Consider the following 13,926-nt stretch of genomic DNA (forward strand, 5'->3'; position numbering starts at 1 on the left):
CGGATCGTCAATAGCCTTGGCCGGAAAGGACGTTGCCGACCGAGGAGCCCCATGTCCACTGCGCAGCAGGTCCCCGACATCCTCTCCCCCGAGTTCGCCGCCGACCCCTACCCGGCCTACCGGCTGATGCGGGAGACCGCCCCGCTCTTCTGGCACGAGGCCACGCGGAGCTGGATCGTCTCCCGCTACGAGGACGTGGAGCGCGTCTTCAAGGACCGGGAGGGGCAGTTCACCACCGACAACTACGACTGGCAGATCGAGCCGGTGCACGGCCGGACGATCCTCCAGATGAGCGGGCGGGAGCACGCGGTGCGGCGGGCGCTGGTCGCCCCCGCCTTCCGCGGCGCGGACCTGCGGGAGAAGTTCCTCCCGGTGATCGAGCGCAACGCGCGGGAGCTGATCGACGCGTTCCGGCACACCGGCCGCGCCGAGCTGGTGGCCGACTTCGCCACCCGCCTCCCGGTCGACGTCATCGCGGACATGCTGGGCCTGGACAAGGCCGACCACGACCGCTTCCACCGCTGGTACACGTCGGTAATCGCCTTCCTCGGCAACCTCTCGGGCGATCCGGTGGTCGCCGAGGACGGTGCGCGCACCCGGGAGGAGTTCGCCGCGTACATGATCCCGATCATCCGGGAACGCCGGGAGAACCCGGGCGACGACCTGCTGTCCACGCTCTGCGCCGCCGAGGTGGACGGGGTGCGGATGAGCGACGAGGACATCAAGGCGTTCTGCAGTCTGCTGCTCGCGGCGGGCGGCGAGACCACCGACAAGGCCATCGCCGGCATCTTCGCCAACCTGCTGGCCCACCCGGGGCAACTGGCGGCCGTGCGGGAGGACCGCTCGCTGATCGCCCGCGCCTTCGCCGAGACCCTGCGGTACACGCCGCCGGTCCACATGATCATGCGTCAGTCGGCCGTCGACGTGCCGCTGAGCGGCGGCACGATACCCGCCGGTGCCACCGTCACCTGCCTGATCGGGGCGGCCAACCGGGACGAGAACCGCTACCGGGACCCGGACCGCTTCGACATCTTCCGTGACGACCTGACCACGGCGACCGCCTTCTCGGCCGCCGCCGACCACCTGGCCTTCGCGCTCGGCCGCCACTTCTGCGTCGGCGCGCTGCTGGCCAAGGCGGAGGTGGAGATCGGTGTCGGACAGCTCCTGGACGCCATGCCCGGCCTGCGGCCCGCCGACGGCTTCGACCCGGTGGAGGAGGGCGTGTTCACCCGGGGACCGCGGTCCCTGCCGGTGCGCTTCACCCCGGTCGCCTGATCCGGCGCGCGGCGGCCGTCAGGGCGCCACCGGGGTGAAGAGGACCGGCAGGTCGTTCAGTCCGCGCATCCAGATGGAGGGCCGCCAGGTCAGCTCGCCGGGCTCCCCCTCCAGGACCAGGTCGGGCAGCCGCTCCAGCAGCGTCTCGACGGCGGTGCGGGCGATGACGTCGGCGAGCAGCGGCGCCGGGTACGGGCAGCGGTGCTCGCCGTTACTGAAGGAGAGGTGGGCCGAGTTCTCGGCGCCGACGTGTGCCTCGGGCCAGATCTGCGGGTCGGTGTTGGCCGCGGCCAGGCCGAGGACCAGGCAGTCGCCGGCCCGGATCTGACGGCCGCCGAGCTGGGTGTCGTGCACGGCCCAGCGTCCGATGAAGTTCTGGGTGGGGGTGTCGAGCCACAGCACCTCGTTCAGGGCCTCGCCGACGCTGAGCCGTCCGCCGGAGACGTTCACGGCGAAGCGTTCGTCGGTGAGCAGGAGCCGCAGCGTGTTGCCGATCCAGTTCGCGGTCGGCTGCTGGGCGGCGGCGATGACGGAGATGAGGTCCTGGACGGTCTCCTCGTCGGTCAGTCCGGCCGGGTGGGTGAGCATGTGCGAGGTGACGTCCGGTCCGGGCCGCTCCCGCTTCTCCCGGACCAGCCGGTGGATGCGCTCGCCGACCCGGGTGTACGCGGCGACCGGGTCGTCGCCCTCCGCCGCGTCGAGGGAGATCCGCAGGTCCTCGACGAGGCCCTGGGTCTCGGGGCTGCCGTCCGGCATGCCGCAGAAGCGGACCGCGGCGCGCATCGGCAGGGCGTGCGCGTACCCGCTCATCAGCTCGGCCCGGCCGCTGCCGGCGAAGCCGGCGATGAGCCGGCCGGCGAGCCGGCGGCAGTCCCGGGCCAGTTCGAACTGGTCGACGCCGGCGAGCGCCTGGGTGATGACCCCGGCCCGGCGCCGGTGCTCCTCGCCCTCGGCGAACAGGACGGAGGGCTGGTACCCGACGTAGGGCAGGAGCGGCCAGTCGGCGGGGATGGCGTGCCACTGGTTCCAGCGCCGGGAGTCCCGGGCGAAGAGGTCGTCGTGGCTGGTGACGTAGGTGACCTCGGTGTAGCCGAGGACCAGCCAGGCCGGGATGTCCCCGTCGAGCAGTACCGGGGCGACGGGGCCGTGCCGCCGGCGCAGGCTGCGGTACAGCTCGGACGGTGTCTGCTGGTACTCCAGTCCGGCCAGCGGCACGGCGTCGGGGTCCACGGGGCAGCCCGGCGCGGCGAGGGTGCCCGGGGCGGGGTCGATGTCGGTCACGATGCGCTCTCCTGGGCCAGAGCCATTTGGTAGAGGTGGTCCACGAGGGTGACCAGGACCTGCTTGCCCGAAGTCCGCACCCGGGCGTCGCAGTCGATCAGCGGGACCCGTTCGGGCAGCGCGAGCGCCTGGCGGATCTCGTCCAGGGAGTGGGCGGCGGTGTCCTCGTCGAACCGGTTGACGGCGACCACGAACGGCGTGCCGTGGTGTTCGAGGCGGTCTATCGCGTACCAGGAGTCGTCCATGCGCCGGGTGTCGACGAGGACGACGGCGCCGAGCGTGCCGGTGAAGAGCCGGTCCCACAGGAACCAGAACCGCTCCTGGCCGGGGGCGCCGAACAGGTAGAGCACCAGGCGCTCGTTGAGGCTGATCCGCCCGAAGTCGAAGGCGACGGTGGTGGTGGTCTTCGCGGCGACCCCGCCGGTGTCGTCGACGCCGATGCCGGCCTGCGTCATCACCTCTTCGGTGTTGAGCGGCCGGATCTCGCTGACCGAGCGGACCAGGGTGGTCTTGCCGACGCCGAAGCCGCCCACGACGACGATCTTGAGTCCGGTCTCGGCGGTGTCGCCCAAGGGCGTGCGGGTGGCGGGCAGCGCGGAGGCTTCAGAGGTTGCGGAGCCCATGGAGCACCTCCTGGAGAAGGGCGGTATCGGGGTGCGCGGCGGCGGACTGCCCGAGCTGGGGGTGGCGGGCGGTGATCCTGCCGGTGGCGTGCAGGTCGCCGAGGAGGATGCGGACCACGGTGATGGGCAGGGCCAGCTCCGCGGCGAGTTCGACGACGGCCGTGGGGTGGCGGCACAGGTCGAGGATCCTGACGTGTTCCGACTGCATCCCGGTTGTCGGCTCGCACTCGCTGACCACGAGGGTGACCAGGTCGAACGCGTCGTCGGCGCGACTGCGTCCGCCCGTGACGGTGTAGAGCCGGTCGGGGGCGCCGGTGTCCACGGGCTTGCGTGTCACGACGTGGTGCTCCCGGGGGCGGCGGCGTGGCGAGGTTCGGCCCGCAGGTGTTCGCCGATCTGCTCGACCATCTCGGTCATCTGGTGGCCGACGACGCCGGGGTCGGAGTCCTCGGCGGCCACGACGGCGAGGTGGGCGCCCTGGCCGGCCTCGATGATGAAGAGGAGTCCGCCGTGGAACTCGGTCATCGAGTGCCGCACGCCCCCGGAGCCGTTGCCGAACTCGACGGAGGCGCCCTGGGCGAGGGCCTGGATGCCGGAGCAGATGGCGGAGAGCTGGTCGGCCCGGTCCAGGGTGAGGTGTTCGGTCCAGCACAGTTTGAGGCCGTCGCGGGAGAGGACCAGGGCGTGGCGGGTGCCGGGGGTGCGGTCCAGGAGGTTCTGCAGGAGCCAGGTGAGGCTGTTGTCGGTGGTCTGCATGGCGGGTGGTGGGCCGGTGGCTCCCGGGTCTGTGGTCACCGGCCCATTCCTCCAATCTCACGAGCGGGAAGGGCGAGGGGCGCCGGGGCACGGGCGCCGTGGGGGATGCGTCGTGCCGGCGGTGCCCTACGCGGGGGCCGGCGGATCGGTGTCCGCGGCCCCGCCGGCGCCGGGGCCGGCCGCTCCGGTGCGGCGGCCGCGGTGGAAGGCCCCGAAGCTGGCTCCGGCGTCGCGGGGCGCGGCGGGCTCCTGTGTCGTCGGCCCGTCGGTGCGGGAGAGGTGCTGGTCGTGGCGTTCGCGTTCGGCCTGGGCCATGGTGCGGCCGGGGGCGCGGACGGGCAGGCCGTTCGCGGTGGCCGCCGCCGCGCGCCGGACGGGGCGCTCGGCCGGTTCGGGGCGCGGGGCGTGCCGGGCCTCCGGGATGCGCCGGGAGAGGGCGGGGGGCTCGGCGGCGGGCTCGGCGGGCCCGGCGACGGGCGCGGCGGGGACCGTCGCGGGGCGCAGGGCTCCGGTGTGCGGGACCGGTTCGCGCTGCTGGGCGAGGAGTTGGGGCGGCAGCAGGACGACGACGCCGGTGCCGCCGCGGGAGGAGGGCCGGTAGCTCACGCCGATGCGGTACTTGGCGGCCAGGCGTCCGACCACGGCGAGGCCGAGGCGGGTGCCCTGGAGGAGGGCGAGGTCGGTGCTGCGTCCGGAGACGGCCTCCTCGGCGTGGCGCATGGCGGCGTCGGCCATCTTGAGTCCGCTGTCCTCGATGGTGACGACGATCCCGGCGGTACGTTCCTCCACGTACACGTGGACCTCGTCGATCGGGGGCGAGAAGTTGGCGGCGTTGTCCATGAGTTCGGCGAGCAGGTGCATGACGCCCTCGGCCGCGTAGCCGGAGATGGCGGCGGTGGTGGAGCAGTGCATGCGCACCCGCTGGTAGGCGGCGATGCGGCCGACCGCGCCGCGCAGGATGCTCTCCATGACGATCGGCTTGTTCCAGGCGCGGCTGGAGCGTCCGCCCATGAGGAGGGCGAGCCGGTCGGTGATGAGGCCGAGCTGGGAGGTGGCGTGGTCCAGGCGCAGCAGGTCGCCGAGGACGTCCTCGCCGTGGCGGTCCTGCATCTCCCGCAGGTCGGCGAGCATCCGCACGGCCTTGGCCTGGACGCGGCTGAGGGATTTGGCGGAGGCGGCCTGGGCGGCGGCGGTGCGGCGCTCGCTGTGGGCGAGTTCGCGGACGAAGCGTTCTCCGAGGGCGCGCAGCGGCGGGCTCTCGGGCCACTCCAGTTCGGCGAGGACGAGGTCGGCGGAGGTGCCCTCGCCCAGGCGGCCGACGGCGGTGGGCAGGACGGTGCCGCCGAGCTGGTCCAGGCCGGTGTGGAGGAGGTGCAGTTCGCGCTGGCCGCGCTGGTGGCGGGCCTCGGCGTCGGCGGCGTGGCGTACGGCCTCGTCGAGCTGGGCGGCGAAGCCGCGGGCGGCCTGGTGCAGGTGGGAGCCGGCGACGGGGGCGGCGTCGGCCACCGCCTCCTCGACGCCGGCGCCGTCGCGCAGCCGGCGGGCGATGTCGGGGAGGACGACGTTGACCAGGTGGAGGCAGGCGGCGTTCTCGTGGGCCAGGCGGGCGCGCAGGGCGCCGGTCTCGGCGGCCTGTTCGGCGGCGGCGCGGCGGGCCCGGCGGACCAGGAGGTGGCCGGTGACGACGGCGGTGGTGACGCAGACCCAGGCGGTCAGGGCGACGGCCGCGGTCCAGCCCCGGGCCGGCTCGGGCGCCACCGCCCAGGCGGCGCCGGCCGCCGCGGCGGCGATGACCGGCACGGCGAGCGGGAGCGCCGGGGCCGGCCGGCGCGGCCGGGTGGTCCGGGGTGGGCTGGGCGGTGCAGAGACTGACATTCCGCGGTCCCTCTGGGTCCTTGAGAGCGGGAAAGGGGGCCGGCCGACGGACGTCGGCCGCGGGTCGGAGCCGTCCGCCGGGCGTGTGGTGATCACTCCGGCGGGGGGATGCGGCTCATGCTAGTTCTCGCTCCCAGCCTGGAGGCCGGACCAGCCGGAGACCCCGCGCAGGAGCGAATTTCCCTCGAATTCGACTACTCGAACTCACCGATGTGATACAGGCGTTCTGGCATCGACGCGGCGGTGCGCGCCTACGGCGGGCGCGATGCGGAACATCCCGTTCGGGGTGTTCTCCTCCCCCTTTCGGGCAGACGTGTGCGTCCGTCCGGGGGACCGGGCGGTGCGCGGGTGCCGGGCGGCGGCATGCATGAGGGCATGCGCAGACCCATAGCCGTGGCCAAGAGCCACTCACGCCTGCTCAGGGCAGGCATCGTTCTCGCCGCGTCGCTGCTCCTGCCGTCCCTGGCCGCCGCTCCGGTGTCGGCCGCCGGTGACGACGGGCCGTCGGTACGCGGTACCGCCTCGATGGGCGGGGGTGTCCTGGCCCACGAGGGCGAGCGGGACCGCCCCGCCGCCGGCACCCGGGTGGCCCAGACCGAGGGTGTCGACGTCTCCAGCCACCAGGGCAACGTCGCCTGGCCGACCCTGTGGAACAGCGGGGTCAAGTGGGCCTATGTGAAGGCCACCGAGGGGACGTCCTACCGCAATCCCTACTACGCCCAGCAGTACAACGGCTCGTACGACGTCGGCATGATCCGGGGTGCGTACCACTTCGCCACCCCGGACACCGCCGGCGGCGCCGCCCAGGCCGACTACTTCGTCGACAACGGCGGCGGCTGGTCCAAGGACGGCAGGACCCTGCCGGGTGTCCTGGACATCGAGTACAACCCGTACGGCGCGACCTGCTACGGACGCACGACCGGTCAGATGGTGGACTGGATCCGCGCGTTCCTCGACCGGTACAAGGCGCGTACCGGCCGGGACGCGGTGATCTACACCTCCACCAACTGGTGGCAGCAGTGCACCGGGGACTACAGCGGCTTCGGCGACAAGAACCCGCTGTGGATCGCCCGGTACGCCTCGACGGTGGGCCCGCTGCCCGCGGGCTGGTCCTTCCACACGATGTGGCAGTACACCTCGTCGGGCCCCACGGTCGGGGACCACGACCGGTTCAACGGGGCGCTGGACCGAGTGGTCCAGTTGGCGAACGGCTGACCGGAGGCCTCCTGGCGGGGCTCACCGGCCGGTGTGTCAGCGGCCGGTGAGCCCCGCCAGGACGTCGCGGACCTGTCCGCGGACCACGTCCCGGGCGGCGGCGGGCAGCGCGCCGACGTCGGTGCGCGCGAGGGCGTCGAGGGCCTGGTCCGCGCCCTCCTCGCACGGGGCGGCGCCGCCGACGACGTCGTAGCCCTCGCGCACGGCGACCCTCAGTTCCCGCTCCCCTCCGGGGCCCTCGCGCACGGCGGTGGCGACGACCAGGGGCGGCGGCCCGCCGGCCTCTGCGGGCTCCTTGCGGTAGCCGCTGGCCAGGGGGGTGCGCCAGCGCAGGCCGAGCAACAGATGGCGTTTCGCGAGGAGTTCGGCCAGGTCGGTCTCGTAGGCGCGGTCCTGGGCGAGGACGGTGGGGCGGGCGTCCAGCACGAGGGCGGCGGGGAGCAGGCAGCGCAGGGTGCTGCCGACGATGTTGCCGCCGACGGTCGCGGTCCGGCGCACGGCGCCGGTGCCGACGGAGGCCGCCGCGCGCCGCAGCACCTCCGGTACGCGGTCGTCGACGCGGTGCAGGACGACGGCGCCGCCGAGCGAGTCCGCCTCGACGACGGTGGCCTCGGGGACGCCGCGCAGGGAAACGGCCCGCTCCGGGAAGCCGTCGCGTTGCCACGTGGCCCACACCAGGGTGGCTCCGCCGATGGGCACCGCGCCCTCGGCCAGGCACTCCTGAGCCTCCGTCACGGACGTGGGCAGACGCAACAGCACGGCGATCGACCTGCTTTCCCCCGGAGCCGGCGGGTGGACGACGACGAGTCCCGCCTGGTGATCTCGGTCTCGACGCATTGTCCGTACCGCCGAGGGGGCGCGTACAGGGCTCACTTACTTGTCATGTGCGCCCCTCGCGCGCTGGTCCCCTCCCTGGTCGGAGCCGTTCCCGGCGGGCCCGGCGGCTTCGACGGGCCCGGCCGCTCCGGCGGCCCCGGCGGCGGCCTCGGGGACGAGTCCGTCGGCGATGTCGGCGCGGAGCCGCGCGGCGTCCCGCCGGACCAGTGCGGGCACCTGTGCGTTCCACTCCCGGGCGGCGTCGTCGAGCCGGGCGGCGAAGGCCGTGCGCAGGCGGCGGCCGAGGAAGAGCATGCCGAGCGGCAGCAGCGGGCGGGCGAAGGAGCGGCCCCGGAAGCGGACCCGGACGGTGACGTTCCAGTCCCCGTCGGCGGCCGGGCGCGGCACGGCGGTGACGGTGGCGCGGGCGAGCGCGTGGGTGAGGGTCCCGCGCAGCGGCGGGCCGCCGGGGAGCAGGCCGCGGCCGGCCGCCGCCGACCACCACCGGTCGAGGTCGACGCGCGCCTCTCCCCCGCCGCCCAGGTACCGGGCTCCCCTGCCGCTCGACCGGAGGGTCCCGGAGCACCACAGTTCCCGGGGCCGGTCGGCGGCGCGGAGCCCGGCCGCCACGGCGATCACGGTGCGGCGCCCGCCCTCTTCCTCCACGGCGACGGCCTCCACCGCGGTCGCGCGGCGGCGGTCCCAGGCGGTCAGGGTGACGACCGGGTCGCCGCCGTCCGGGCGGGCGCCCTCCTCGCCCGGGGCCCGGTACCGGGCGCCGGGGATCAGGTGCCGGCCCTCGGTCAGCAGCAGGTCGGCCGGACGCCCGTCGGGCAGCCGCAGTCGGCCCCCGTCCGCGTCGAGGGTCTCGGCGACGTCGTGGAAGGCGGCCACCAGCGAGGCGAACCAGGGCCGGGGCAGGGACGCGAGCGTGACGGTGTGCTGGAGGCGGGCCATGCCGTCCAGGATGCCCGTCGCACGGCGCCGGGTCAGGGGCGGCGTGTGGCAGCGACGGGGCGCTGGTCGTTGCCGGGGTGTGACGGGCGGGGCGGCCCGGGTCGGTCGTTTGCCGTCGGCGCACACGGGTCCGCACGGGCCTGACCTCGGTGAACCGGGGCACGCGTGAGGGTGCGAGACCGTACGCGGCCTTCGGGAGCCGAGTCGGCGATGACGCGGGGTCCGGCCCCGGCCCACACGGTGCCCGGCCTCGAGCGCGAGGCCGCCGGGCGGCTGATCGGCGTGCCGCGCCTGCGCCCGCACGCCCTCAACGGCCCGCGCCTCGCCCTCGAGCACGTCCACGGGAGCGTGGTGGGACCGTACTTCGCCGCGGTGCACGCGATGATCGGCCCCCGGGTCGGCCGGGTGCGCGAGAGGGCCGACGACGTCGCCGAGCGCATCGCGGCGCCGGGCGGGATGGCGCCGGGCACGCCCGGCGCCGGGCGCGGAGCGGCCCTGGGACGGCTCCTCCGCCGGCCGGGCCGACGCCGTCGCCCACCGGGGCGCGCTGGACCTGGTGTACACCGGGGTCGTCCGGGGCGTGCGGGACGCGGTGAAGGACGCTGGGCGAGATCGCCCCGGCGCCGGAGGACCTGCCGGTCGGGCAGCCCGGGCGCTGGAGCGGGTCGCGCGCCGGGACGCGAAGGTGGCGTAGGCCGCAGGCCGGCGGGTCCGCGGGTGTCCGCGGGTCCGCCTTTCCTGCCGGGCGGTGGGTGTACCGCCCGGCGGGGCGGTGCGGCCGGGGTCAGCGGCGGGCGAGCCGTCGTTCGCCCCGGCTGCCCTGCTCGTAGGGCAGGTCGTAGTGGGTGAAGACGTCCCGCTCGGCCTCGGCGAAGAGTTCTCCGTCGATGTCGATGCCGGGGGCGTCCTTGACCCGGGACCGGTCATAGGTCACCTTCAGGTAGCCCGGTCCGACGGTGGACCGGTCCAGGGGGACGAAGACCAGCCGGCGGCGGGTCGGCATACCGATGGTGACCGCGGCGAACGCGGGCCGGTCGGTCACCGTGTCGACGTAGATGGACTCCAGGCTGCCGATCTTCTTGCCCTCGCTGTCGACGACGTCGTGTCCACGCCACTCGCGGATGTTGTCAGCCTCGAACATGTCTCGTCTTCCCTTCTCGGAACGCGCGCTCCCTCTTAAGGTTCCCCCTTTTGCCCGAATTTCGTCCCTCTATCCCCCGCTTTGCCCCTCACTTCGGTGGGTCCGCACCGGCCCGGGGCGGAATGGGGCCGGGCATGTCCGGGGCGAGCCGGGGTAGACGCCGTCTCGTCGGCGGCCAGTGACAGCGACAGCGCCGACGGGATCGGGAGGGAAGACGATGGCGACGACCGTGCAGGCCCACACCGAGGTGACCGCCCCGGAGACCACCGCAGTACCCGAGATCGCCGATCCGTCGAAGGTGGCGCCCGCGGACGCCCGCGCGCTGTCCCGGCGGTTCTTCGACCGGCTGGCGGTGCTGGAGGAGGGCACGGCCGAGTACCAGTACGTGCGCAACACGCTGATCGAGATGAACATGTCCCTGGTCCGCTTCGCAGCCGGCCGCTTCCGCAGCCGCGGCCCGGAGGAGATGGAGGACATCGTCCAGGTCGGCATGATCGGCCTGATCAAGGCCATCGACCGGTTCGAGCTGTCCCGCGAGGTGGAGTTCACCTCCTTCGCGGTGCCGTACATCGTGGGCGAGATCAAGCGGTTCTTCCGGGACACCTCCTGGGCGGTGCACGTGCCGCGCCGGCTCCAGGAGGCCCGGGTGCAGCTCGCCCGCGCCACCGAGGAGCTCCGCTCCCGGCTGGGCCGCAACCCCACCACCCGGGAGCTCTCCGAGCTGATGAGCCTGCCGGAGGACGAGGTCGTGGAGGCCCGGCTGGCGGCCAACGGCTACAACTCCTCGTCGCTGGACGCGGCCATCGGCGGAAGCGAGGACGGCGAGTCGGTCCTCGCGGACTTCATCGGCGCCGACGACGCCGCGCTCGCGCTGGTCGACGACTTCCACGCGCTCGCCCCGATGATCGCCGAACTGGGTGAACGGGACCGGCGGATCATCCACTGGCGGTTCGTCGAGGAACTCACCCAGAAGGAGATCGGCGAACGGCTCGGCGTCTCCCAGATGCACGTGTCCCGGCTGATCTCGCGGCTGCTGCGCCGCCTGCGCGAGGGCATGCTCGACGCCCGCTGACCCGGTGCGGGTCCCTCTCGCCCGCCGTCGAGGGGGCCGTCCGGGGGCCTTCGGCCGGACGGCCCCCTCGAACAGCCGGTAGCCCGCGCGGTTTCGCCGCGGCCGGTATTCCCTGGTGGGGGTGCGGGGCGGTGGGTCCGTCCCGGCCATCAGGCGGATCGGGCGGCACCGGACACGGAGGGCACCACGTATGAGCCACGAGCTGAAGGCGATCACCCGCGAGGAGCACCTGCGCTTCGTCGCGGACCGGCCCTCCGTCAGCCCCCTCCAGGTCCCGGCCTGGGGCGAGGTCAAACCGGAGTGGCAGGCGGAGAGCCTCGGCTGGTTCGACCGTGCGGGCCGCCTCACCGGCGCCGGACTGGTGCTGCTGCGCCCGCTGCCGCTGCCCGGCCCGAAGCGGTACCTCGCCTACCTGCCCGAGGGGCCGGACCTCGACTGGAACACGGTGGACCTGGCCGGCCTGCTGCGGCCGATGCTCGCGTACCTGAGGACGCGGGGGGCGTTCGCGGTGCGGATGGGGCCCCCGGTGGTGGCGCGGTGCTGGCGCGCCGAGACGGTCAAGGCGGCCATCGCCGATCCGCGGGTCCGCCGGCTGGGCGACGTCGTTCCCACGGCGAAGGACCCGGGCGCGGCCCGGATCGCCGGCCGGCTGCGGGCCCTGGGCTGGCGCCGGCCGGGGGACGGCGGCGGGGACGGCTTCGCGTCCGGCCAGCCCCGTTACGTGTGCCGGGTGCCGCTGGCCGGACGGTCGCTGGAGGACGTGCAGGGCGGCTTCAACCAGCAGTGGCGGCGCAACATCAAGAAGGCCGAGCGGGCCGGGGTCAAGGTGGTGCGCGGCGACCGGGAGGACCTGCGCGTCTTCCACGAGCTGTACGTCGAGACCGCGGAGCGGGACCGCTTCACAGCGCGTCCGCTCTCGTACTTCCGGCGGATGTGGACGGCGCTGACGGCCGAGCACCCGGACCGCATGCGCCTCTACCTCGCCCACCACGACGGGGACGTGCTGGCCGCGGCGACGATGCTGACCGTCGGCGACCACGTCTGGTACTCCTACGGGGCCTCCACGAGCCGGGGACGCGAGGTGCGGCCGAGCAACGCCCTGCAGTGGCGGATGATGTCCGACGCGCACGAACTGGGTGCGTCCGTCTACGACTTCCGCGGCGTCGGGGACGGGCTCGACGCGGACGACCCGCTGCTGGGGCTGCTCCGCTTCAAGATCGGGGCGGGCGGCGAGGCCGTCGAGTACCTGGGCGAGTGGGAGTACCCGCTCAACCGGCTGCTGCACCGCGCGCTCGGCGTGTACCTCTCCCGCCGCTGAGCCGGGCCGCCCCTCCGGTCCGGGCCCGGCCGGCCGGTTCCCCCCGGACCCGGGGTCCGGCGCCCGGTCGTGGCCCGGGACGGGTCGACACCGCGCACCGGGACACCCCGGAGGCCGGCGGCGGTGCGGTGCGGCCGGTGCCGACGCCCGGTTCGAGCGCGGGCCGTCACCGGCCGGCGCGGCGGGCGGGTCGGTCGCCGGGCCCACCGCCGCCGGCCCCGGCCGGTCCGCGTGCGTCTCGTCGTGGTGTGCGGCGACGCTCTCTCCGAAGTACCCGTCCTCGTCCGGCGGGCGGAGGACCGTAGCGGCCGGAGGGCGGGCCGGGCGCGGGCGTGAGCGGGGCGGGGCGGGGCCGGCTCCGGACGGCTCCGGACCGGATCCGGACCGGGCTCAGGCCGCGAAGGCTCCCTCGCCGGTGAAGGCCAGCCGGGCGAAGCGCTCGCCGATGCGGCGGTGGGTGGCGGCGTCCGGGTGGAGGCCGTCGGGCAGGGGGAGTTCGGCGGCGTCGTCCGGGCCGTACAGTGCGCGGCCGTCGAGGTGGTGCAGGTGGGGGTCGTCGGCGCGGCGCCGCTCGACGATGCGGGCCAGTTCCTCCCGGATGACGTTCAGGGTGAGCTTTCCGCTCGCGCGTTCCGCGGGGTCGCCGAGGGCCACGAAGCGCAGCCTTCCGTCGGCGAGACCGTCGAGGTCGGGGGCGCTGGGACCGGGCGTGTCCTCGTGCAGGGGGCACAGGATCGGGGAGACGACCAGCAGCGGTGTGGTCGGGTGGCCCTCCCTGATCGTGTCGAGGAAGCCGTGCACGGCGGGCCCGAAGGCGCGCAGGCGCATCACGTCGGCGTTGACCAGGTTGATGCCCAGCTTGACGCTGATCAGGTCGGCGGGGGTGTCGCGCAGGGCGCGGGCGGTGAACGGGTCCAGCAGGGCGCCGCCGCCGAAGCCGAGGTTGACGAGGCCGACGCCGCCGCGCGAGGCGGCGAGGGCGGGCCAGATGGTGGTGGGGGTCGCGGCGTCGGAGCCGTGGCTGATGGAGCTGCCGTGGTGCAGCCAGACCCGCGCGCCGCGGTCGGGGGCGGGTTCGACGGGGGCGTCGGTGCGCAGGGCGACGAGTTCGGTGGTCTCGTTGTGCGGCAGCCAGATCTCGACGTCCTTGTCGCGCCCGGGGAGGCCGTCGAAGCGCAGGGTGCCGACCGGTCCGGGGGTGACGGTGGCGCTGCCGGTGGCCAGGTCCAGGGTGAGGGTGTCGCCGCCCGTCACGCTGCCCCGGCCGGCCGGGCGGCCGTCGACGAGCAGTTCGTAGACGCCGTCGGGGCGGGGCGGGGCACCGGGGTAGACCCGCTTGGTGGGCAGGGTGTCCAGCGCGAGGGCGGTGGCCCGGGTGCGGAAGGCCAGGCGTACGCCGCTGGGCTGGGACTCGGCCATGGCGAGCTGTCCGTCGGTGTTCTGGGCGCGGGCGCGGGCGGGCAGCCGGTGCGGGAGGACACCGCGTGCGGTGACCTCCAGGTCGAGGGCGCCGCGCAGCAGCCCGGCGGTGAGGGGGGTGGTGGTCCAGTGGTCGTCGTCGCGCATGGCGTCTCCGTGCGGGGTGCGGGGTGCGGGG

At 74.6% G+C, this 13,926-nt stretch carries 13 protein-coding genes and 1 pseudogene; 5 read left to right on the forward strand and 9 right to left on the reverse strand.

Translation table 11 applies throughout. The annotated features are described in order from the left end of the window. Positions 1 to 51: 51 nt before the first annotated feature. Positions 52 to 1,275 (forward strand): cytochrome P450, encoded by a 1,224-nt coding sequence (locus tag VM636_RS00540; RefSeq protein ID WP_030420528.1) that lies wholly within the window; start codon positions 52 to 54, stop codon positions 1,273 to 1,275. Between the two features lie 18 nt (positions 1,276 to 1,293). On the opposite strand, the gene VM636_RS00545 is transcribed toward VM636_RS00540, so the two are convergent. The 5 genes from VM636_RS00545 to VM636_RS00565 form a co-directional block, all read right to left on the reverse strand. Next, positions 1,294 to 2,556: a cytochrome P450 gene (locus tag VM636_RS00545; protein ID WP_037858269.1), complete on the reverse strand. Its 1,263-nt coding sequence runs from the start codon at positions 2,554 to 2,556 to the stop codon at positions 1,294 to 1,296. Next, positions 2,553 to 3,179 (reverse strand): ATP/GTP-binding protein, encoded by a 627-nt coding sequence (locus VM636_RS00550; protein WP_030420526.1) that lies wholly within the window; start codon positions 3,177 to 3,179, stop codon positions 2,553 to 2,555. The genes VM636_RS00545 and VM636_RS00550 overlap by 4 nt, the downstream gene beginning before the upstream one ends. Further along, positions 3,160 to 3,516 carry a DUF742 domain-containing protein gene (locus tag VM636_RS00555; protein WP_030420525.1) on the reverse strand — a complete coding sequence of 119 codons (357 nt, stop codon included), beginning with the start codon at positions 3,514 to 3,516 and terminating at the stop codon, positions 3,160 to 3,162. Before VM636_RS00555 ends, VM636_RS00550 begins: the two co-directional genes overlap by 20 nt. Then, a complete protein-coding gene (locus VM636_RS00560; protein ID WP_107091287.1) occupies positions 3,513 to 3,935 on the reverse strand; it encodes a roadblock/LC7 domain-containing protein in 423 nt (140 codons plus the stop codon). Before VM636_RS00560 ends, VM636_RS00555 begins: the two co-directional genes overlap by 4 nt. Before the next feature lie 126 nt (positions 3,936 to 4,061). After that, the gene (locus VM636_RS00565; protein WP_037858267.1) at positions 4,062 to 5,810 is read right to left on the reverse strand and encodes an ATP-binding protein; all 1,749 of its coding nucleotides are present in this window, start codon (positions 5,808 to 5,810) and stop codon (positions 4,062 to 4,064) included. A gap of 375 nt (positions 5,811 to 6,185) precedes the next feature. Here VM636_RS00565 and VM636_RS00570 point away from each other — a divergent pair, with 375 nt between their 5' ends. Continuing rightward, positions 6,186 to 7,025, forward strand: coding sequence for a lysozyme (locus tag VM636_RS00570; RefSeq protein ID WP_053912731.1), 840 nt, complete (start codon positions 6,186 to 6,188; stop codon positions 7,023 to 7,025). A gap of 36 nt (positions 7,026 to 7,061) precedes the next feature. Here the strand turns inward: VM636_RS00570 and VM636_RS00575 are convergent, their stop codons facing one another. Then, complete coding sequence (locus tag VM636_RS00575) at positions 7,062 to 7,784, reverse strand: FAD binding domain-containing protein (protein WP_053912732.1); 723 nt, start codon at positions 7,782 to 7,784, stop codon at positions 7,062 to 7,064. A gap of 114 nt (positions 7,785 to 7,898) precedes the next feature. Then, positions 7,899 to 8,798, reverse strand: coding sequence for a hypothetical protein (locus VM636_RS00580; RefSeq protein WP_199825442.1), 900 nt, complete (start codon positions 8,796 to 8,798; stop codon positions 7,899 to 7,901). A 210-nt stretch (positions 8,799 to 9,008) separates the two neighbouring features. Here VM636_RS00580 and VM636_RS00585 point away from each other — a divergent pair. Then, positions 9,009 to 9,445 (forward strand): annotated as a pseudogene (locus tag VM636_RS00585) (DNA starvation/stationary phase protection protein); the annotation flags it as partial. Between the two features lie 137 nt (positions 9,446 to 9,582). Here VM636_RS00585 and VM636_RS00590 read toward each other — a convergent pair. Next, positions 9,583 to 9,939, reverse strand: a complete 357-nt coding sequence (locus VM636_RS00590; protein WP_030420519.1) for a PRC-barrel domain-containing protein — start codon at positions 9,937 to 9,939, stop codon at positions 9,583 to 9,585. A gap of 217 nt (positions 9,940 to 10,156) precedes the next feature. Between VM636_RS00590 and VM636_RS00595 the strand changes: the two genes are divergently transcribed. Both VM636_RS00595 and VM636_RS00600 read left to right on the forward strand, forming a co-directional pair. Then, positions 10,157 to 11,011, forward strand: coding sequence for a SigB/SigF/SigG family RNA polymerase sigma factor (locus VM636_RS00595; protein WP_051821346.1), 855 nt, complete (start codon positions 10,157 to 10,159; stop codon positions 11,009 to 11,011). Positions 11,012 to 11,201: 190 nt separating this feature from the next. Further along, entirely contained in the window at positions 11,202 to 12,329 is a 1,128-nt protein-coding gene (locus tag VM636_RS00600) for a peptidoglycan bridge formation glycyltransferase FemA/FemB family protein (protein ID WP_030420517.1), read from the forward strand. Between the two features lie 390 nt (positions 12,330 to 12,719). Here the strand turns inward: VM636_RS00600 and VM636_RS00605 are convergent, their stop codons facing one another. After that, positions 12,720 to 13,895: a GDSL-type esterase/lipase family protein gene (locus VM636_RS00605; RefSeq protein WP_053912733.1), complete on the reverse strand. Its 1,176-nt coding sequence runs from the start codon at positions 13,893 to 13,895 to the stop codon at positions 12,720 to 12,722. Positions 13,896 to 13,926 lie beyond the last annotated feature (31 nt).

This window comes from Streptomyces sp. SCSIO 75703, assembly GCF_036607905.1.
GTDB lineage: Bacteria > Actinomycetota > Actinomycetes > Streptomycetales > Streptomycetaceae > Streptomyces.

What these genes read in the sequence shown, in the direction of transcription:
- VM636_RS00550 (WP_030420526.1), bottom strand. Translation starts at nt 3,179, where the DNA reads ATGGGCTCCGCAACCTCTGAAGCCTCCGCGCTGCCCGCCACCCGCACG.
- VM636_RS00605 (WP_053912733.1), bottom strand. Translation starts at nt 13,895, where the DNA reads ATGCGCGACGACGACCACTGGACCACCACCCCCCTCACCGCCGGGCTG.
- VM636_RS00590 (WP_030420519.1), bottom strand. Translation starts at nt 9,939, where the DNA reads ATGTTCGAGGCTGACAACATCCGCGAGTGGCGTGGACACGACGTCGTC.
- VM636_RS00540 (WP_030420528.1), top strand. Translation starts at nt 52, where the DNA reads ATGTCCACTGCGCAGCAGGTCCCCGACATCCTCTCCCCCGAGTTCGCC.
- VM636_RS00600 (WP_030420517.1), top strand. Translation starts at nt 11,202, where the DNA reads ATGAGCCACGAGCTGAAGGCGATCACCCGCGAGGAGCACCTGCGCTTC.
- VM636_RS00560 (WP_107091287.1), bottom strand. Translation starts at nt 3,935, where the DNA reads ATGCAGACCACCGACAACAGCCTCACCTGGCTCCTGCAGAACCTCCTG.
- VM636_RS00570 (WP_053912731.1), top strand. Translation starts at nt 6,186, where the DNA reads ATGCGCAGACCCATAGCCGTGGCCAAGAGCCACTCACGCCTGCTCAGG.
- VM636_RS00595 (WP_051821346.1), top strand. Translation starts at nt 10,157, where the DNA reads ATGGCGACGACCGTGCAGGCCCACACCGAGGTGACCGCCCCGGAGACC.
- VM636_RS00565 (WP_037858267.1), bottom strand. Translation starts at nt 5,810, where the DNA reads ATGTCAGTCTCTGCACCGCCCAGCCCACCCCGGACCACCCGGCCGCGC.
- VM636_RS00580 (WP_199825442.1), bottom strand. Translation starts at nt 8,798, where the DNA reads ATGGCCCGCCTCCAGCACACCGTCACGCTCGCGTCCCTGCCCCGGCCC.